We start from the raw sequence: 18,486 nt of genomic DNA, 5'->3' as shown, positions 1-18,486 counted from the left end.
TATAAGATAGCCTAGGAAAGAAGTGTTAGAGGGGATTAGCAGTTTTTGGTATAATGGAAGATATTTGAAAGAAAAGAGAAGTGATATGACACAGATTATTGATGGGAAGGCTCTGGCAGCTAAGTTACAAGGACAGTTGGCTGAAAAGACTGAAAAATTAAAGGAAGAGACAGGTTTAGTACCTGGTTTGGTAGTGATTTTGGTTGGGGATAATCCAGCAAGCCAAGTCTATGTTCGTAACAAGGAGAGGTCAGCCCTTGCGGCTGGTTTCCGTAGTGAAGTTGTGCGAGTTCCAGATACCATTACTCAAGAGGAATTGTTAGACTTGATTGCCAAATACAATCAAGATCCAGCTTGGCATGGAATTTTGGTCCAGTTACCATTACCAAAACATATTGATGAAGAGGCGGTTCTATTGGCCATTGATCCAGAAAAGGATGTGGATGGTTTCCATCCCCTAAACATGGGACGTCTCTGGTCTGGTCATCCAGTCATGATTCCTTCTACACCTGCAGGAATTATGGAAATGTTCCATGAATACGGCATTGACTTGGAAGGTAAAAATGCGGTCGTCATCGGTCGTTCCAATATCGTTGGAAAACCTATGGCCCAGCTTCTTTTGGCAAAGAATGCTACAGTGACTTTGACCCACTCACGGACTCATAATCTTGCCAAGGTGGCTGCTAAAGCAGATATTCTGGTTGTTGCAATCGGTCGTGCCAAGTTTGTGACTCCTGATTTTGTGAAACCTGGTGCGGTTGTCATCGATGTCGGGATGAACCGCGATGAAAATGGTAAGCTCTGTGGGGATGTGGATTATGAGGCAGTTGCCCCACTTGCTAGCCATATTACGCCAGTTCCTGGAGGTGTAGGTCCTATGACCATTACTATGCTGATGGAGCAAACTTATCAGGCAGCCCTTCGGACTTTGGATAGAAAATAAGAGAAAAATTTTCTGAGGAAAGTGTATTTTCTATAGCTATATCTAAAATGGCAGAAATGAATATTAAATTTTAGGAATAAGTTTATAAAAGGAGGTATGCGCCTCCTTTTTGTTGTATAATGGAGTGAGGTGATTAGATGATTTTAAAAATTTATAATGGGGAATATAGTTTACAATGGGATGGAATATACTACTTAGCACTAATTGATTATCCAAATATTCAAGAGTGGGAATTAGAAAAAATTGCTAAATTTATAGCTTACGAAAAACTTCATAAACGTCAAACAAGTATTGAGTGTGCTGATTCTTGTTTAAAAAAAGAAATTTTAGATTACATCTGTCAGCATCCCTTTCTGCCACCATTTACCCCTACAGATAAAAGAGTAGCCTCGACTTATGATCTACATAAGAGGTTAGTGACTTCAGACTACTGTAGTCATACTACGACTATAGATGCAGCGATTTCTATCTTTAAAACAGGTCAGCTCTTATCTGCTGTGAAAGCTTTTGGGCGAGATGCTGAGGAGTTGGTTTTGGATAGTAGAAATGCTGCATCGGATCCGATAGATTATTTTGACTATGTCATGTTAGGATGGTCAAATACAAGTTCTGGTTATCGATTAGCGATGGAGCGTTTATTAGGTCGAGCTCCTTCAGAGAAAGAATTACAAGACAAGTTTATTCCTGGAGTGAGTTTTCATTTTATCTATACAGATTTGATTAAAGTTACTGGTTATATTTTTGATGGCTACCATGTTGCAAAAATTAAGGACATGTTGAATTTATTTAGTGAGTTGTATATTTGTATTATTCCAACTCATAATAAGAGCCAATTTGAAAATATTATTCCAACTAAAATACAAGATAGGGTGCATTATCTTGACTATGCTGGAGAAGACTTAGAAGAGTGGACTAAGAAAGTCTATCAAGTTGTTTTAAAACAATCAGATAAAGGATAGTTGAGGAAAAAACGATGAAAGTGATTGATCAAACCTTATTAGAAAAAGTCATTATTGAACGTTCTCGTACTAGTCATAAAGGAGACTATGGCCGTCTGCTGTTGCTTGGTGGGACGTATCCTTATGGTGGTGCTATCATAATGGCTGCTTTGGCAGCTGTTAAAAGTGGAGCTGGTTTGGTGACTGTTGGAACAGATAGGGGAAATATCTCAGCTTTGCACAGTCATTTGCCTGAGGCTATGGCCTTTTCTCTTCAAGACCAGCAATTATTAAAAGAGCAATTGGAGAAGGCAGAAGTTGTCTTGCTGGGGCCTGGTTTACGAGACGATACTTTTGGAGAAAATCTAGTCAAACAGGTATTTGCTAGCTTAAAAAAGAATCAGATTTTGATTGTAGACGGAGGAGCCCTGACCATCCTTGCTAGAACAAGTTTGTCATTTTCTTCGAGTCAACTTATCCTAACTCCACACCAAAAAGAATGGGAAAAGCTGTCTTGTATTGCTATTGAAAAGCAAAACGAAGATTCAACAGCTAGTGCCCTAACTTCTTTCCCTCAAGGAACAATTTTGGTGGAGAAAGGTCCAGCTACTCGTATTTGGCAAGCTGGCCAGTCTGATTGTTACCAGTTACAGGTTGGCGGTCCCTATCAGGCGACTGGTGGTATGGGAGATACACTGGCTGGAATGATTGCAGGATTTGCAGGCCAATTTCGACAGGCCAGTCTCTACGAACGTGTGGCAGTAGCAACCCATCTTCATTCAGCCATAGCCCAAGAACTAGCTCAAGAACATTATGTGGTCTTGCCGACGGAAATCAGTAGTCATCTGCCCAAAATAATGAAAAAAATATCTCAAAAAGGCACTTGATAGTTCAGGCGCCTTTATATCTTTTAGAAAAATCCTTTAATCTTTCCAACGAGGCCATCTAGACCTTCAGAACCAGAAATCAACTGCTGAGCTTGAGAGAAGTATTCTCCAAGTTGGTCTTGATTTTCTGCAACAAATGTTTTTGCAGCTTCGAAATCTTTTGTTTCGATTAATTCTTTTACTTGGTTAAACAAATCTAATGGGTTCATCTTATTTCTCCTTTTCTGTACTTAACTATTTAATCATCTTTATGATAAAAAATCAACTGTTGTTGCTTTTAGCTAGGACCTGTTTTTATCTACAAGTTCTCATAACTAAGATTCTAACTACCAAAACAAGGTGGACATAAAAATAAAAATGTTCGGGTTTTTCCAGTGTATCCATGAAATAAAAACGGATACATGTTATAATAGAAATAGCTCTTTAATGGAGGTGTTTGAGTGGAAAATCTGAAGAAAATGGCAGGTATCAAGGCTGCTGAGTTTGTCAAGGATGGCATGGTAGTCGGACTTGGAACGGGGTCTACTGCCTATTATTTCGTAGAAGAAATCGGTCGTCGGATTAAGGAAGAAGGGTTACAGATTACAGCTGTAACGACTTCTAGTGTGACTAGTAAACAGGCTGAAGGGCTTAATATCCCGCTCAAGTCTATTGACCAAGTAGATGTTGTCGATGTGACGGTTGATGGAGCGGATGAAGTGGATAGCCGGTTTAACGGAATCAAAGGCGGTGGTGGTGCCCTTCTGATGGAGAAGGTTGTAGCAACGCCCTCAAAAGAATATATTTGGGTAGTGGATGAAAGCAAGCTAGTCGAGAAACTGGGTGCTTTTAAATTGCCAGTAGAAGTGGTTCAGTATGGCGCAGAGCAGGTTTTTCGTCGTTTTGAGCGAGCTGGCTACAAACCAAGTTTCCGTGAAAAAGATGGCCACCGTTTTGTGACGGATATGCAGAATTTTATCATTGACCTTGCCTTGGATGTCATTGAAGATCCAATTACTTTCGGACAAGAATTGGACCATGTCGTTGGCGTCGTGGAGCACGGCTTATTTAACCAAATGGTAGATAAGGTCATCGTTGCTGGACAAGATGGAGTTCAGATTTTAACTTCAACAAAATCAAAATAATCAACATAATAAGGAGATACACTATGTCAAAATTTAATCGTATTCACTTGGTGGTACTAGATTCTGTAGGAATCGGTGCTGCACCAGATGCTAATAACTTTGTCAATGCAGGGGTTCCAGATGGAGCTTCTGACACATTGGGACACATTTCTAAAACAGTTGGTTTGAATGTGCCAAACATGGCTAAAATCGGTCTAGGAAATATTCCTCGTGAAACTCCTCTGAAGACTGTTCCAGCTGAAAGCAATCCAACAGGATATGCAACAAAATTGGAAGAAGTATCTCTTGGTAAGGATACCATGACTGGACACTGGGAAATCATGGGCCTTAACATTACAGAACCTTTCGATACTTTCTGGAATGGATTCCCAGAAGAAATCTTGACAAAAATTGAAGAATTCTCAGGGCGCAAGGTTATTCGTGAAGCCAACAAACCTTACTCAGGAACGGCTGTTATCGATGATTTTGGACCACGTCAAATGGAAACTGGGGAGTTGATTATCTATACTTCAGCTGACCCAGTCTTGCAAATTGCTGCCCACGAAGACATCATTCCTCTGGATGAATTGTATCGTATCTGTGAATACGCTCGTTCGATTACCCTTGAGCGCCCAGCCCTTCTAGGTCGCATCATTGCCCGTCCTTATGTAGGTGAACCAGGTAACTTCACTCGTACAGCAAATCGTCGTGACTTGGCCGTATCTCCATTTGCACCAACTGTTTTGGATAAACTCAATGAAGCTGGTATCGATACTTATGCTGTTGGTAAAATCAATGATATCTTTAACGGTGCGGGTATCAACCATGATATGGGTCACAACAAGTCAAACAGCCACGGAATTGATACACTATTGAAGACCATGGGTCTTGCTGAGTTTGAAAAAGGATTCTCATTCACAAACTTGGTGGACTTTGATGCCCTTTACGGCCACCGCCGCAATGCTCACGGTTACCGTGATTGTTTGCATGAGTTTGATGAGCGCTTGCCTGAAATTATCGCAGCCATGAGAGAGAACGACCTTCTCTTGATTACTGCGGACCATGGAAATGACCCAACCTATGCAGGAACAGACCACACTCGTGAATACATTCCATTGTTGGCCTATAGCCCTTCCTTTAAAGGAAATGGTCTCATTCCTGTCGGACATTTTGCAGATATCTCAGCAACAGTTGCGGATAACTTTGGTGTTGAAACTGCCATGATTGGGGAAAGTTTCTTAGATAAATTGGTATAAGATGACGCGATATGCTTTACTTGTTCGGGGCATTAATGTCGGTGGGAAAAATAAAGTTGTCATGGCGGAGCTTCGGCAAGAACTGACAGAGTTGGGACTGGAAAAAGTTGAAACCTACATCAACAGTGGCAATATTTTCTTTACTTCGACAGCTCCCAAAGCCCGATTGGTTGAAAAGTTAGAGGCTTTCTTTGCAGTCCATTATCCATTTATTCAGAGCTTTTCTTTGCTGAGTCAGGAAGATTATGAAGAAGAGCTGAATAATCTGCCAGATTGGTGGATCAAAGATTTGGCACGAAAGGATTTCCTCTTTTACACTGAGGGATTGGATGTTGTTCAAGTCATTGAGACAGTTGAAAGTTTGGAATTGAAAGATGAAATCGTTCATTTTGGAAGACTTGGGATTTTCTGGGGGAAATTCTCTGAGGAATCCTACTATGCAACTGCCTATCACAAATACTTACTCAAGATGCCTTTCTACCGCCAAATCACCATTCGTAATGCTAAAACTTTCGACAAAATCGGTCAAATGCTAAAAAATAATAAAGGAGACATACAATGACATTTTTAGATAAAATCAATGAAACTGCTGCCTTCCTGAAAGAAAAGGGTATCCTAGCGCCTGAGTTCGGTCTAATCCTTGGATCAGGACTTGGAGAATTGGCAGAAGAAATCGAAAATCCAGTTGTAGTAGATTATGCAGATATCCCAAACTGGGGCCGTTCTACAGTAGTCGGACACGCTGGTAAATTGGTATATGGAGAACTTGCAGGTCGCAAGGTCTTGGCTCTTCAAGGTCGTTTCCATTTCTACGAGGGAAATCCTCTTGAAGTCGTGACTTTCCCAGTACGTGTGATGAAAGTTCTCGGATGTGAAGGTGTCATTGTAACCAATGCAGCTGGAGGTATTGGATTTGGGCCTGGTACCTTGATGGCTATCTCAGACCATATCAATATGACGGGGCAAAACCCATTGATGGGTGAAAACTTGGATGAATTTGGTCCACGTTTCCCTGATATGTCTAAAGCCTACACACCAGAATACCGTGCTACTGCCCATGAAGTGGCTAAAAAACTTGGTATCAAGCTTGATGAAGGTGTCTATATCGGTGTAACTGGTCCGACTTATGAAACACCAGCAGAAATTCGCGCCTATAAGACACTGGGAGCAGATGCAGTTGGTATGTCGACTGTTCCTGAAGTGATTGTGGCAGCCCACTCAGGTTTGAAAGTTCTCGGTATTTCATGTATTACTAACCATGCTGCAGGCTTCCAAGAAGAACTTAACCACGAAGAAGTTGTAGAAGTGACTGAACGTGTTAAAGGCGACTTCAAAGGCTTGCTTAAAGCGATTCTTGCAGAATTGTAATCAATACTTATCATAGAAAGGTAGAGTGAAGTGTTCTGATTTGAACACGAGCGGAAAACTCGGAAAATAGATAATCTGACTGAGAAATCAGGATTTCTCGTCAGATTCCTAATTTTCAGTCGTTTTCTTCTCGCTCTTTGTATCATAAACTATGTCTATCCATATTGCTGCTCAGCAGGGTGAAATTGCTGATAAAATTCTTCTTCCTGGGGATCCGCTTCGTGCCAAGTTTATTGCGGAGAATTTCCTTGAAGATGCTGTTTGTTTTAACGAAGTGCGTAACATGTTTGGTTACACTGGTACTTACAAGGGTCACCGTGTATCTGTTATGGGAACTGGGATGGGAATGCCATCTATCTCGATTTATGCGCGTGAGTTGATTGTTGATTATGGTGTGAAAAAATTGATCCGTGTGGGCACTGCGGGCTCTTTGAATGAGGATGTCCATGTTCGTGAATTGGTTTTGGCGCAAGCAGCTGCAACCAACTCAAATATTGTCCGTAATGACTGGCCACAGTATGATTTTCCACAAATCGCTAGCTTTGACTTGCTAGATAAGGCTTATCATATCGCAAAAGAACTTGGTATGACTACTCACGTGGGAAATGTCTTGTCATCTGATGTCTTTTATTCAAACTATTTTGAAAAGAACATCGAGCTTGGTAAATGGGGAGTTAAGGCTGTGGAAATGGAAGCAGCAGCGCTTTACTATCTTGCTGCCCAACATCATGTTGATGCGCTAGCTATCATGACAATCTCAGATAGCTTGGTCAATCCAGATGAAGATACAACCGCAGAAGAACGCCAAAATACCTTCACCGATATGATGAAGGTTGGTTTGGAAACCTTGATTGCTGAATAAAAGGGAACACAAAAGGAAGATTTTCTGGATGAAAATCTTCCTTTTTTAGTCATTCAGTCCATACTGTGACCTAAATGAATGTTGCTCTATCGTCTATTTTTTAAGAGATCGCAAAAAACAATCAATCTCTGCTTGAGAATGGAGAATATGCATCTTTTCTGGGTAAGTATTGTTTAAGTATTGGTATCTATCCTTAGCATTTTTTGTTCGCCCATCCCAGAGAATCCATCTGATAAACTCCCAATTAAATTGTTCTTGACAACCTTCTGCCATACTTTCTCTGACCTTGCCTCGGTATTTGAGATAACGTTTAAAAGCCCGAAATAGACAAGTCCATGGTGAAAAGTTGAGAAAGATAATTTGGTCAGCTTCCTGCATTCTTTCCTCATATAAACACCAAGAATAATTTCCATCAATGACCCAAGATTCATTCTTTGTGAGAAAGTTTTTCATCTCGGTCAACATCCATTCGCGGTCACTGTCTTGCCAACCAGGTTGAAATTGGAGTGTGTCCATGTGAAGTTTTGGGATGGAGTAGTAGTGAGACAACTTTTCTGCTAGAGTTGACTTACCAGCACAAGAATATCCAATAATCGCGATTTTCATTTTCTACCTTTTCCTATTTGAGGACAAAAAAACAGCCTCTATGGACTGTTTCTTATTTAGCAAGTTTAGCTGAAAGACGAGCTTTGTCGCGGCTTGCTTTGTTTTTGTGAATCAAACCTTTAGTTTCTGCTTTATCGATAGCTGAGCTAGCAGCACGGAAAAGTTCTTCAGATGGGTTTGCTTCGAAAGCTTTGATAGCAGTACGCATAGCTGATTTTTGAGCTGAGTTCTTTTCGTTTTGTTTAACGTTCAATTCAGCGCGTTTGATAGCTGATTTAATGTTTGCCAATGTTCTTACCTCCATATTTACTAACTATACCATTATATCTGAAAACTTACGTTTTGACAAGGGAAAATTACTTTTTTAAGTAAATTTCATCGATTTCATGGTTCTTTGTTTTATGCAGAATCACTTCCGCACGGTTTCTGGTTGGTTCAATATAATTTTGTAGATTTGTGAGATTGATACTGGTCCAGACCTGATGGGCAAAGGATTCCACTTCCCCAATCGGCATTTGTGTAAAACGATAATAGTAGCTATCAGGATCGTTTTGGGCTAGGCTCAGCATTTTCAAGAAACGGTCCAGATACCAACTCTCGATGTCATCGACTGCAGCATCGACATAGATGGAAAAGTCAAAGAAGTCAGTAATGTAGAGACGCTCGTTTTGTGGATTTTGAAAGACATTTATTCCTTCAACAATGACAAAATCAGCAGCTTTGACGCTTTGCTTTTCCTCGGGTACGATGTCGTAGACTTCATGAGAATAGACAGGAATATCTACATCTTGTCCATTTTTGATGTGATCCAGGAAGTTGAGAAGAGCTTCCATATCATAGCTTTCAGGAAATCCCTTGCGATTTAAAATCCCTTGTTCAATCAAGGTCTGGTTGGGATAGAGAAAGCCGTCAGTTGTTACCAACTCAACCGTAGCATCTGTAAGTGTACGGGACAGTAGGATTTGAAGTAGGCGACTGGTTGTGGATTTTCCAACGGCAACACTCCCAGAAACCCCAATGATAAAAGGCTGGGATTTACTTTCACGTTGAAGGAAAATCCCTTTTGAAAATGCCAAATCATCCTTGGTACGCTTGTAAATCTGGATGAGATGGGCTAGGGGTAGATAGACATCGGTAACATCCTGTAAACTAATCTGGTCATTAAAACTCTTGATGGATTCTAATTCCTCTTCTGTCAAAGGAGGTGTTGTCTTTCGATGTAACGATTGCCAAGTCTGGCGGCTGATTTTTTCAAAATGTAAAAATTCGTTGGTCATTTGTTTTCCCCTAGATATTTTGTTTATCATACCATAAAAAGCTAAAAAAATAAAGCGGTTTCTTGAATGCAGTCAGTCAAAATTATATAATAAAGGTAGACGGAGGATGAACAATTTATTGATGAAGTAGGAGCTACTTTCTACTGATTTATAAGCTTATAAAGGGGGCTTTGAAGTTTACAACTTATAGGAGGTGTATTATGAAAATCTTAAAACGTTACATATTGGAACTCTGTTTTATTTTAAGTTTCGCCTTACCTTTTATAAAAGGAGCCAATGCGGATAATGGTAGACGCTTTGTGGAAATATATTACGGTTTTACTTTTTTGATGGAACATGCCATTGTAGCAGTTGTCTTTCTTTGTTCACTCTTGATTGCTTGGCTACTAAAAAAACGGTGGGCGAAAAGGCTTGCTGCTGGAAGTTATCTATTTTTGATTTTATGGATTGCTACAGAAGGGTATCTCTTCCGCATGTCGCTAGAAGATTTAATCCGACTTTGGACAAGTTTGGAAATCCTGACACGAACTTATCAGTTGGGCTTTTATCTAAACATCTTATTGGGAATCTTATTGATAATGAAGCATTTGAAGGTCAAACAATAGTAATCAAAATGTGCCTGATTACAGACTGTAGACTATGAGATATCTGCTCCTACATGCTTTGTTATTCGTTTATAAAAGTTGAAAGAGATTGAAGAAAAGGTTTTACTTACTAGCTTTCTTCAGTCTTTTTCATTTTGTCATCAATTTGTAAACGATTTACAATTTAAGGCAAATTATGGTAAAATAGTTTCATGAGTAAAATGTATTATGCAGAAAATCCTGACGCTGCTCACGACATTCATGAGTTGAGAGTGGACTTGTTGGGAGAAAAAATGACCTTTTTGACGGATGCGGGTGTTTTTAGCAAGAAAATGGTTGACTTCGGAAGTCAACTCTTGCTCAAGTGTCTAGAGGTCAACCAAGGAGAAACTGTCCTTGATGTAGGCTGTGGTTATGGGCCTTTGGGTTTGTCCTTGGCTAAGGCTTTTGGAGTTCAGGCGACCATGGTCGATATCAATAATCGTGCCTTGGATTTGGCGCGACAAAATGCTGAACGAAATAAAGTAGAAGCGACGATTTTCCAGTCCAACATCTATGAACAAGTTGAAGGGAAATTTGACCATGTCATTTCCAATCCCCCTATCCGTGCAGGCAAGCAAGTGGTTCATGAAATCATTGAGAAAAGTAAAGATTTCTTGGAAACTGGTGGGGATTTGACAATCGTTATCCAGAAAAAACAAGGGGCTCCAAGTGCCAAGTCCAAGATGGAAGATGTGTTTGGCAATTGTGAAATCGTCAAAAAAGATAAGGGATACTATATCCTTAGAAGTGTGAAAGAATGAGAGCAGTTGATTTAATCCAAAAAAAACGAGATGGTCAAGAATTGACTTCGAGTGAAATTGAATGGTTAGTTGAAGGCTATGTGTCAGGAGCTGTTCCTGATTATCAGATGTCTGCTTTTGCTATGGCTGTTTATTTCAAAGGAATGACGACTCGAGAAATCTCTGATCTGACTATGAAAATGGTTAAGACTGGTCAAGAGTTTGATTTATCTGCTATTGATGGGGTTAAGGTTGACAAGCATTCTACTGGGGGTGTTGGTGATAAGGTAACCTTGATTTTGGCTCCCCTTGTTGCTAGCTTCGGTGTGCCTGTGGCAAAAATGAGTGGTCGTGGTCTCGGCCATACGGGCGGTACGATTGATAAATTGGAGTCCATTGAGGGCTATCAAGTAGAACGTAGTCAAGAGGATTTTATTCGTCAAGTACAGGACATTGGTGTATCTGTCATTGGGCAATCAGACCAGCTGGTCAAAGCGGATAAGCTTCTCTACGCCCTACGTGATGTGACCGCAACTGTTGACACGATTCCTTTGATTGCTAGTTCGGTGATGAGCAAGAAAATTGCGGCAGGGGCGGATGCTATTCTGCTAGACGTGACTGTCGGTGAGGGTGCCTTCATGAAGACGGTTGATGAGGCGCGTGAATTGGCTCAAACCATGGTGGAACTTGGTAAGGCAGTTGGTAGAAAAACGGTAGCAGTCATTACGGATATGAGTCAGCCCTTGGGACGAGCAATTGGAAATCGCCTCGAAATTCTTGAAGCACTGGAGACTTTACAAGGTCAAGGTCGTCAGGATATTACCCATTTTATATGCGAATTGGCTCAAATTATGCTTGGTTTAGCAAATGTAAACAAGACAGTTGAAGAAGTTCACCAACATCTTGAGAATGGTCAAGCGCTGGCTAAGTTTGAGGAAATGGTCCAAGCCCAAGGTGGAGACTTGGAAGACCTCTATCGTCCTGTCAATGTTACCCATGTGGTGGAAATCCCTGCCCAGGAAACGGGTGTCATTTCAGCTCTTCCAGCTATGGAATTTGGGCTTTATGCTATGAGACTGGGGGCAGGCCGTGCAGTCAAGTCTGATGCCTTGGACTATGAGACAGGAATTGTTTTTGAAAAGAAAGTTGGAGATTCCGTTCAAAAGGGAGAAATTGTTGCAAAAGTATACACAAATGGAAAAATTTCTCCTCAGCTAGTTACAGATTTTCAAAAATATGTTAAAATAAATGACAGGGTGCAAAGTTTACGAGAAATTATAGAAATCATCTCATAAACCGCAGGAGAATCCGAATATGAAATTAAATAAATATATCGATCATACGCTTTTAAAACAAGATGCAACAGAAAATCAAATTGATTGTTTGTTGTCTGAAGCTAGAGAGTATGATTTTGCCAGTGTTTGCGTTAATCCGACCTGGGTTGAATATGCTAAAAAAGGGCTTGAAGGCACAGATGTCAAGGTCTGCACAGTAGTAGGTTTCCCCTTGGGAGCAACAACTTCAACTGTGAAAGCTTTTGAAACCAAGGAAGCTATCCAAAATGGTGCAGATGAGATTGATATGGTGATCAATGTTGGAGCTCTCAAATCAGGTAATTTAGCCTTGGTTGAGTCAGATATTCGCGCAGTCGTGGAAGCAAGTGGTGACAAGTTAGTGAAAGTCATTATTGAAGCTTGCCTTCTGACAGACCAAGAAAAAGTTGTGGCTTGCCAATTAGCTCAAAAAGCTGGAGCTGATTTTGTTAAAACATCTACTGGCTTTTCAACTGGTGGTGCGACGGTAGCAGATGTTACATTAATGCGTGAAACAGTTGGACCTGATATGGGAGTCAAGGCTGCTGGCGGAGCTCGTTCTTATGAGGATGCTCTTGCCTTTGTGGAAGCAGGTGCGACTCGTATCGGAACGTCAGCTGGGGTAGCTATTTTAAAAGGAGAATTGGCTGATGGCGACTACTGAGTTGATTGAACTAGCAATTGAAACCAGCAAGAAAGCCTATGTGCCCTATTCTCATTTTCCAGTCGGAGCTGTTTTAGTGGCGAAAGATGGTAGCACTTATACAGGTGTCAATATTGAGAATGCTAGTTATTCTTTGACCAACTGTGGGGAACGTACAGCGATTTTTAAAGCAGTTTCTGAAGGCCAAAGAGAATTTTCAGAATTGATTGTCTATGGAGAGACTGAAAAACCAATTTCGCCATGTGGTGCTTGTCGCCAAGTGATGGCTGAATTTTTTGAACAAGATCTAAAAGTGACCTTAGTCGCAAAAGATAAATCGACGGTCGAGATGACGGTCGGGGAGTTACTTCCATACTCTTTTACAGACTTAAACTAGTCTGAGTCGCTCTCTGAGTGGCACGGTCCTTGTGGCCAACCAATCCATACTTGCAACATCGTTGCACATCTTATTTAGGAGGTTCAGTAATGAACAAGAAACAATGGCTAGGCCTTGGTCTAGTTGCAGTGGCAGCAGTTGGACTTGCTGCATGTGGTAACCGCTCTTCTCGTAACGCAGCTTCATCTTCTGATGTGAAGACAAAAGCAGCAATCGTCACTGATACTGGTGGTGTTGATGACAAATCATTCAACCAATCAGCTTGGGAAGGTTTGCAAGACTGGGGTAAAGAACATAATCTTTCAAAAGATAAAGGTTTCACTTACTTCCAATCAACAAGTGAAGCTGACTATGCTAACAACTTGCAACAAGCGGCTGGAAGTTACAACCTAATCTTCGGTGTTGGTTTTGCCCTTCACAATGCGGTGGAAGAAGCTGCAAAAGACCACTCTGATTTGAACTATGTCTTGATTGATGATGTGATTAAAGATCAAAAGAATGTTGCTAGCGTAACATTTGCTGATAACGAAGCTGCTTACCTTGCGGGTGTTGCAGCAGCTAAAACAACTAAAACAAAACAAGTTGGTTTTGTAGGTGGTATTGAGTCTGAAGTTATCTCACGTTTTGCAGCTGGATTTAAGGCTGGTGTTGAGTCAGTAGATCCATCTATCAAAGTACAAGTTGACTATGCTGGTTCATTTGGTGATGCTGCTAAAGGTAAAACAATTGCAGCAGCACAATACGCAGCTGGTGCAGACGTTGTTTATCAAGCAGCAGGTGGAACAGGTGCTGGTGTCTTTGCAGAAGCAAAATCACTCAACGAAAGCCGTTCTGAAAGTGAAAAAGTTTGGGTTATCGGTGTTGACCGTGACCAAGTAGCAGAAGGTAAGTACACTTCTAAAGATGGCAAAGAATCAAACTTCGTTCTTGTATCTACTTTGAAACAAGTTGGTACAACTGTAAAAGATATTGCTAACAAAGCAGAAAAAGGTGAATTCCCTGGCGGTCAAGTGATCGTTTACTCATTGAAAGATAAAGGGGTTGACTTGGCAGTAACAAACCTTTCAGAAGAAGGTAAAAAAGCTGTTGAAGATGCTAAAGCTAAAATCCTTGATGGAAGCGTAAAAGTTCCTGAAAAATAATGGATGGAAGTCATTTCTTAGGAAGCGGCCCTCGGCCGCTTTTTTAAGAGTTGAGACAAAGTCATTTTGTCTCAGTAAAGCTTGCTACTAGGCAAACTAGCAAGTTTTATTGAAATAAAATAAGACTCTGAAAGGAAGAGCACATGGCACACGAAAATGTCATTGAGATGCGTGATATTACCAAGGTGTTTGGTGAATTTGTTGCCAACGACAAAATCAACCTGCACCTACGAAAAGGTGAAATTCATGCACTTTTAGGAGAAAATGGGGCTGGTAAGTCCACGCTCATGAACATGTTAGCAGGGCTTCTTGAACCAACTAGTGGTGAAATTGTGGTCAACGGTCAAGTTGTCAATCTCGATTCACCATCTAAAGCGGCTAGCTTGGGAATCGGAATGGTTCACCAGCACTTTATGTTGGTAGAAGCCTTCACAGTGGCTGAAAACATCATTTTAGGTAGTGAATTGACTAAAAATGGTGTGCTAGATATCGCTGGAGCTAGCAAAGAAATCAAGGCTCTTTCTGAACGTTATGGCTTAGCTGTTGACCCTTCTGCCAAGATAGCAGATATCTCAGTTGGAGCCCAACAACGTGTAGAAATTTTAAAAACCCTTTATCGGGGGGCTGATATCCTTATCTTTGACGAACCAACGGCTGTCTTGACTCCATCAGAAATTGATGAGTTGATGGCTATTTTGAAAAATCTTGTCAAAGAAGGAAAATCAATTATCTTGATCACCCACAAGTTAGACGAGATTCGCGCAGTTTCTGACCGCGTTACAGTTATCCGTCGTGGGAAATCAATTGAAACTGTCGAAATTGCAGGGGCTACCAATGCTGATTTGGCAGAAATGATGGTAGGTCGTTCTGTTTCCTTTAAAACAGAGAAGCAAGCCTCTCAACCAAAAGAAGTGGTCTTGTCAATCAAAGATTTGGTGGTCAATGAAAATCGCGGTGTCCCAGCTGTGAAAAATCTTTCCTTGGATGTTCGTGCTGGAGAGATTGTTGGTATTGCAGGGATTGATGGAAATGGTCAGTCTGAACTGATTCAAGCCATTACAGGTCTTCGCAAGGTTGAATCTGGTAGCATTGAGCTAAAAGGAGATTCAATTGTAGGATTGCCCCCACGTCAGATTACAGAATTGAGTGTTGGGCACGTTCCAGAAGACCGTCACCGTGATGGCTTGATTTTGGAAATGATGATTTCTGAAAATATTGCCCTTCAAACCTACTATAAAGAACCACATAGTAAAAATGGAATTTTGAACTATTCAAATATTACCTCTTATGCTAAAAAGCTAATGGAAGAGTTTGATGTTCGTGCTGCCAGTGAATTTGTTCCTGCAGCTGCACTTTCAGGAGGAAATCAACAAAAAGCAATTATTGCTCGTGAAATTGATCGTGATCCTGATCTCCTTATCGTCAGCCAGCCAACTCGTGGTTTGGATGTCGGTGCTATTGAATATATCCACAAACGCTTGATTGAAGAGCGTGATAATGGTAAAGCTGTCCTTGTTGTCAGCTTTGAATTGGATGAGATTTTAAACGTCTCAGACCGTATTGCTGTTATCCATGATGGTAAGATTCAAGGTATTGTATCACCAGAAACAACCAATAAACAAGAGCTTGGTGTCTTGATGGCTGGTGGAAACTTGGGAAAGGAGAAGAGTGATGTCTAAAAAATTACAACAAATTTCGGTTCCCTTGATTTCTGTATTCCTAGGAATTTTACTCGGAGCCATTGTCATGTGGATCTTTGGTTATGATGCTATTTGGGGCTATGAAGAATTGTTCTATACAGCCTTTGGTAGCCTGCGTGGAATTGGAGAAATCTTCCGTGCTATGGGGCCATTGGTCTTGATTGGTCTTGGTTTTGCCGTTGCCAGTCGAGCAGGTTTCTTTAACGTCGGGCTTCCTGGTCAGGCTTTGGCGGGTTGGATTCTCAGTGGTTGGTTTGCCCTGTCGCATCCAGATATGCCGCGTCCCTTGATGATTCTAGCAACCATCGCGATTGCCTTGATTGCTGGTGGAATTGTCGGCGCGATTCCGGGTATTCTGAGAGCCTATCTAGGGACGTCAGAGGTCATTGTGACCATCATGATGAACTACATTGTATTGTATGTAGGAAATGCCTTTATCCATGCCTTCCCTAAAGACTTTATGCAAAGTACAGATTCGACCATTCGTGTTGGGGCTAATGCAACCTATCAGACACCTTGGTTGTCTGAGTTGACTGGTAATTCGCGGATGAATATTGGTATTTTCTTTGCCATCATTGCCGTTGCAGTTATTTGGTTCATGCTCAAGAAAACAACTCTTGGTTTTGAAATCCGTGCGGTTGGTCTGAATCCACATGCTTCAGAATATGCTGGCATTTCTGCAAAAAGAACGATTATCCTCTCAATGATTATTTCAGGTGCCTTGGCAGGTCTTGGTGGAGCTGTTGAAGGTCTGGGAACCTTCCAGAACGTTTATGTTCAGGGATCGTCATTAGCTGTCGGATTTAACGGTATGGCAGTTAGTCTACTTGCAGCCAATTCACCAATTGGTATTCTCTTTGCAGCCTTCCTATTTGGTGTTCTCCAAGTTGGAGCCCCTGGTATGAATGCGGCGCAGGTACCGTCTGAGCTTGTCAGCATTGTAACAGCGTCTATTATCTTCTTTGTCAGTGTTCATTACCTTATCGAACGCTTTGTCAAACCGAAAAAACAAGTTAAAGGAGGTAAGTAAAGATGTCTATTACAACCTTGCTCACCCTCTTGGTGTCTTCTATGCTGATTTACTCAGCACCTCTCATCTTTACAAGTATTGGTGGTGTTTTCTCTGAACGTGGTGGTGTGGTAAATGTCGGTCTTGAAGGAATTATGGTTATGGGTGCCTTTTCTGGAGTTGTCTTTAACCTTGAATTTGCAGAACAATTTGGAGCAGCAACTCCATGGCTATCCTTGCTTGTAGCAGGATTGGTTGGAGGACTCTTCTCTATCATCCACGCAGCAGCGACGGTTCATTTCCGTGCAGACCATGTTGTCAGCGGTACGGTATTGAACTTGATGGCCCCAGCCTTGGCTGTTTTCTTGGTGAAAGTACTTTATAACAAAGGACAAACCGACAACCTAAGTCAGACTTTTGGACGCTTTGATTTCCCAGTCTTGGCAAATATCCCAGTGATTGGTGATATCTTCTTCAAGTCAACAAGTCTGCTAGGTTATATCGCGATTGCCTTCTCATTCTTTGCTTGGTTTATCCTCTTTAAGACTCGTTTTGGTCTTCGTCTTCGCTCTGTCGGTGAACATCCTCAAGCAGCGGATACCTTGGGAATCAATGTCTACAAGATGAGATATTTTGGAGTTATTATTTCTGGTTTTCTAGGTGGAATTGGCGGAGCGATTTATGCTCAATCCATCTCAGTTAACTTTTCAGTAACAACTATTGTTGGACCTGGATTTATCGCTCTTGCTGCAATGATCTTCGGGAAATGGAATCCAATCGGAGCCATGCTATCTAGTCTCTTCTTTGGACTTTCACAAAGTTTGGCTGTTATCGGCTCTCAATTGCCATTCCTACAAGGAGTGCCTGCGGTTTATCTTCAAATCGCACCTTATGTTTTGACAATTCTTGTCTTGGCAGCCTTCTTTGGAAAAGCAGTCGCACCAAAAGCAGATGGTATCAACTATATCAAATCAAAATAAGCATACAAAAAACGTCAGTTCAGAATGAACTGGCGTTTTATTTTTTAGGATGTTGATTGGTTAGGTTCAATCCCCAAGGGACTAAATTTTCAGTCTTGTTTTTGATACGAGCGACATTATCCTTATGACGAATGATAATCAAACTAGCAAGTGCTAGGATAATAGCAATGAAGAGAGGGTCATAGTGACTCAAGATAAAACCAAAAAGTGGAAAGAGTAAAACTCCAATGACAGCCGCGATAGATGCTGTGACACTAGATAGTGAAATCATACTACCAAGATAGAGGGTTCCAAAGAAAACAACTGCAAGGTAGAGACAGAAGACAGGTGCAAATCCGAAAACGACTCCAGCACTGGTTGCGACAGCCTTACCTCCCTTAAATCCTGCAAAGATAGGGAAGGTATGACCAATAACAGCCAAAAGTCCAAAGATGAGAGGCGAAACGCCTTGAAGATGAAAAATAATTGGAAGAAGCGTTGCTAGAGTTCCTTTGAAAAAGTCAATCACAAAGGTCGTCATACCAGCTTTCTTACCTAAAATGCGGAAAGTATTGGTTGTTCCAGTATTTCCAGAACCGTGTTCACGCAGATTTGTCTGAAAGAATACTTGTCCAATCCAGAGACCAGACGGAATCGAACCCAGCAGATAGGCTAGGATTAATAAAACTATTGTAATCATACTCCTATTATATCATG

Annotated in this window: 22 protein-coding genes; 17 read left to right on the top strand and 5 right to left on the bottom strand. The window is 41.1% G+C overall.

The genetic code is table 11. The features are described from left to right. Positions 1-85 precede the first annotated feature (85 nt). The 3 genes from O3664_RS03355 to O3664_RS03345 all read left to right on the top strand — a co-directional run bounded on the left by O3664_RS03355 (position 86) and on the right by O3664_RS03345 (position 2,768). Positions 86-943: a bifunctional methylenetetrahydrofolate dehydrogenase/methenyltetrahydrofolate cyclohydrolase gene (locus O3664_RS03355; protein ID WP_043901704.1), complete on the top strand. Its 858-nt coding sequence runs from the start codon at positions 86-88 to the stop codon at positions 941-943. Positions 944-1,080: 137 nt separating this feature from the next. Next, positions 1,081-1,902, top strand: a complete 822-nt coding sequence (locus tag O3664_RS03350; RefSeq protein WP_000601057.1) for a hypothetical protein — start codon at positions 1,081-1,083, stop codon at positions 1,900-1,902. A 14-nt stretch (positions 1,903-1,916) separates the two neighbouring features. Beyond that, positions 1,917-2,768 (top strand): NAD(P)H-hydrate dehydratase, encoded by an 852-nt coding sequence (locus O3664_RS03345; RefSeq protein WP_024057682.1) that lies wholly within the window; start codon positions 1,917-1,919, stop codon positions 2,766-2,768. Positions 2,769-2,791: 23 nt separating this feature from the next. On the opposite strand, the gene O3664_RS03340 is transcribed toward O3664_RS03345, so the two are convergent. Next, positions 2,792-2,977: a hypothetical protein gene (locus O3664_RS03340; RefSeq protein WP_001068557.1), complete on the bottom strand. Its 186-nt coding sequence runs from the start codon at positions 2,975-2,977 to the stop codon at positions 2,792-2,794. 231 nt (positions 2,978-3,208) lie between these two features. Here O3664_RS03340 and rpiA point away from each other — a divergent pair, with 231 nt between their 5' ends. From rpiA to deoD, 5 genes are all read left to right on the top strand, one after another. Next, entirely contained in the window at positions 3,209-3,892 is a 684-nt protein-coding gene (rpiA, locus tag O3664_RS03335; RefSeq protein ID WP_371613632.1) for a ribose-5-phosphate isomerase RpiA, read from the top strand. Positions 3,893-3,915: 23 nt separating this feature from the next. Next, positions 3,916-5,127, top strand: coding sequence for a phosphopentomutase (locus tag O3664_RS03330; protein WP_250315096.1), 1,212 nt, complete (start codon positions 3,916-3,918; stop codon positions 5,125-5,127). Position 5,128: 1 nt separating this feature from the next. After that, positions 5,129-5,689, top strand: coding sequence for a DUF1697 domain-containing protein (locus O3664_RS03325; protein WP_371613631.1), 561 nt, complete (start codon positions 5,129-5,131; stop codon positions 5,687-5,689). Beyond that, a complete protein-coding gene (locus tag O3664_RS03320) occupies positions 5,686-6,495 on the top strand; it encodes a purine-nucleoside phosphorylase (protein WP_261035278.1) in 810 nt (269 codons plus the stop codon). Before O3664_RS03325 ends, O3664_RS03320 begins: the two co-directional genes overlap by 4 nt. 151 nt (positions 6,496-6,646) lie before the next feature. Next, positions 6,647-7,357 carry a purine-nucleoside phosphorylase gene (gene deoD, locus O3664_RS03315; protein WP_000022097.1) on the top strand — a complete coding sequence of 237 codons (711 nt, stop codon included), beginning with the start codon at positions 6,647-6,649 and terminating at the stop codon, positions 7,355-7,357. A gap of 93 nt (positions 7,358-7,450) precedes the next feature. Here the strand turns inward: deoD and O3664_RS03310 are convergent, their stop codons facing one another. The 3 genes from O3664_RS03310 to coaA all read right to left on the bottom strand — a co-directional run bounded on the left by O3664_RS03310 (position 7,451) and on the right by coaA (position 9,240). Further along, entirely contained in the window at positions 7,451-7,963 is a 513-nt protein-coding gene (locus O3664_RS03310; RefSeq protein ID WP_371613630.1) for a DNA topology modulation protein, read from the bottom strand. Positions 7,964-8,015: 52 nt separating this feature from the next. Further along, positions 8,016-8,252, bottom strand: coding sequence for a 30S ribosomal protein S20 (rpsT, locus tag O3664_RS03305; RefSeq protein WP_001274000.1), 237 nt, complete (start codon positions 8,250-8,252; stop codon positions 8,016-8,018). A 67-nt stretch (positions 8,253-8,319) separates the two neighbouring features. Next, positions 8,320-9,240, bottom strand: coding sequence for a type I pantothenate kinase (gene coaA / locus O3664_RS03300; RefSeq protein ID WP_004258795.1), 921 nt, complete (start codon positions 9,238-9,240; stop codon positions 8,320-8,322). Positions 9,241-9,440: 200 nt separating this feature from the next. Between coaA and O3664_RS03295 the strand changes: the two genes are divergently transcribed. The 9 genes from O3664_RS03295 (at position 9,441) to O3664_RS03255 (ending at position 17,790) form a co-directional block, all read left to right on the top strand. Then, positions 9,441-9,845, top strand: a complete 405-nt coding sequence (locus O3664_RS03295; RefSeq protein ID WP_023946463.1) for a hypothetical protein — start codon at positions 9,441-9,443, stop codon at positions 9,843-9,845. Between the two features lie 191 nt (positions 9,846-10,036). Next, the gene (locus O3664_RS03290; protein ID WP_080673728.1) at positions 10,037-10,627 is read left to right on the top strand and encodes a class I SAM-dependent methyltransferase; all 591 of its coding nucleotides are present in this window, start codon (positions 10,037-10,039) and stop codon (positions 10,625-10,627) included. Beyond that, positions 10,624-11,901, top strand: coding sequence for a pyrimidine-nucleoside phosphorylase (locus O3664_RS03285; RefSeq protein ID WP_371613629.1), 1,278 nt, complete (start codon positions 10,624-10,626; stop codon positions 11,899-11,901). The genes O3664_RS03290 and O3664_RS03285 overlap by 4 nt, the downstream gene beginning before the upstream one ends. Positions 11,902-11,920: 19 nt before the next feature. Beyond that, positions 11,921-12,583, top strand: a complete 663-nt coding sequence (deoC, locus tag O3664_RS03280; protein ID WP_023946469.1) for a deoxyribose-phosphate aldolase — start codon at positions 11,921-11,923, stop codon at positions 12,581-12,583. Next, positions 12,570-12,959, top strand: coding sequence for a cytidine deaminase (locus tag O3664_RS03275; protein ID WP_125458026.1), 390 nt, complete (start codon positions 12,570-12,572; stop codon positions 12,957-12,959). The genes deoC and O3664_RS03275 overlap by 14 nt, the downstream gene beginning before the upstream one ends. A gap of 89 nt (positions 12,960-13,048) precedes the next feature. Further along, on the top strand, positions 13,049-14,101 hold the full coding sequence (locus tag O3664_RS03270; protein ID WP_001036137.1) for a BMP family protein: 1,053 nt from the start codon (positions 13,049-13,051) through the stop codon (positions 14,099-14,101). 143 nt (positions 14,102-14,244) lie between these two features. Beyond that, positions 14,245-15,780, top strand: a complete 1,536-nt coding sequence (locus O3664_RS03265) for an ABC transporter ATP-binding protein (protein ID WP_033684970.1) — start codon at positions 14,245-14,247, stop codon at positions 15,778-15,780. Beyond that, a complete protein-coding gene (locus O3664_RS03260; protein ID WP_004258813.1) occupies positions 15,773-16,831 on the top strand; it encodes an ABC transporter permease in 1,059 nt (352 codons plus the stop codon). The genes O3664_RS03265 and O3664_RS03260 overlap by 8 nt, the downstream gene beginning before the upstream one ends. Before the next feature lie 2 nt (positions 16,832-16,833). Continuing rightward, on the top strand, positions 16,834-17,790 hold the full coding sequence (locus tag O3664_RS03255; RefSeq protein WP_078238322.1) for an ABC transporter permease: 957 nt from the start codon (positions 16,834-16,836) through the stop codon (positions 17,788-17,790). Between the two features lie 37 nt (positions 17,791-17,827). Here the strand turns inward: O3664_RS03255 and plsY are convergent, their stop codons facing one another. Beyond that, positions 17,828-18,469 (bottom strand): glycerol-3-phosphate 1-O-acyltransferase PlsY, encoded by a 642-nt coding sequence (plsY, locus tag O3664_RS03250; RefSeq protein ID WP_020902935.1) that lies wholly within the window; start codon positions 18,467-18,469, stop codon positions 17,828-17,830. Positions 18,470-18,486: the final 17 nt, after the last annotated feature.

Origin of the sequence: Streptococcus sp. 27098_8_109, from assembly GCF_041432295.1 — a bacterium.
In the GTDB taxonomy this organism is placed as follows: Bacteria; Bacillota; Bacilli; order Lactobacillales; family Streptococcaceae; genus Streptococcus.
The sequence above is the reverse complement of the archived record's forward strand: the minus strand, read 5'-3'. Positions and strand labels throughout refer to the sequence as shown.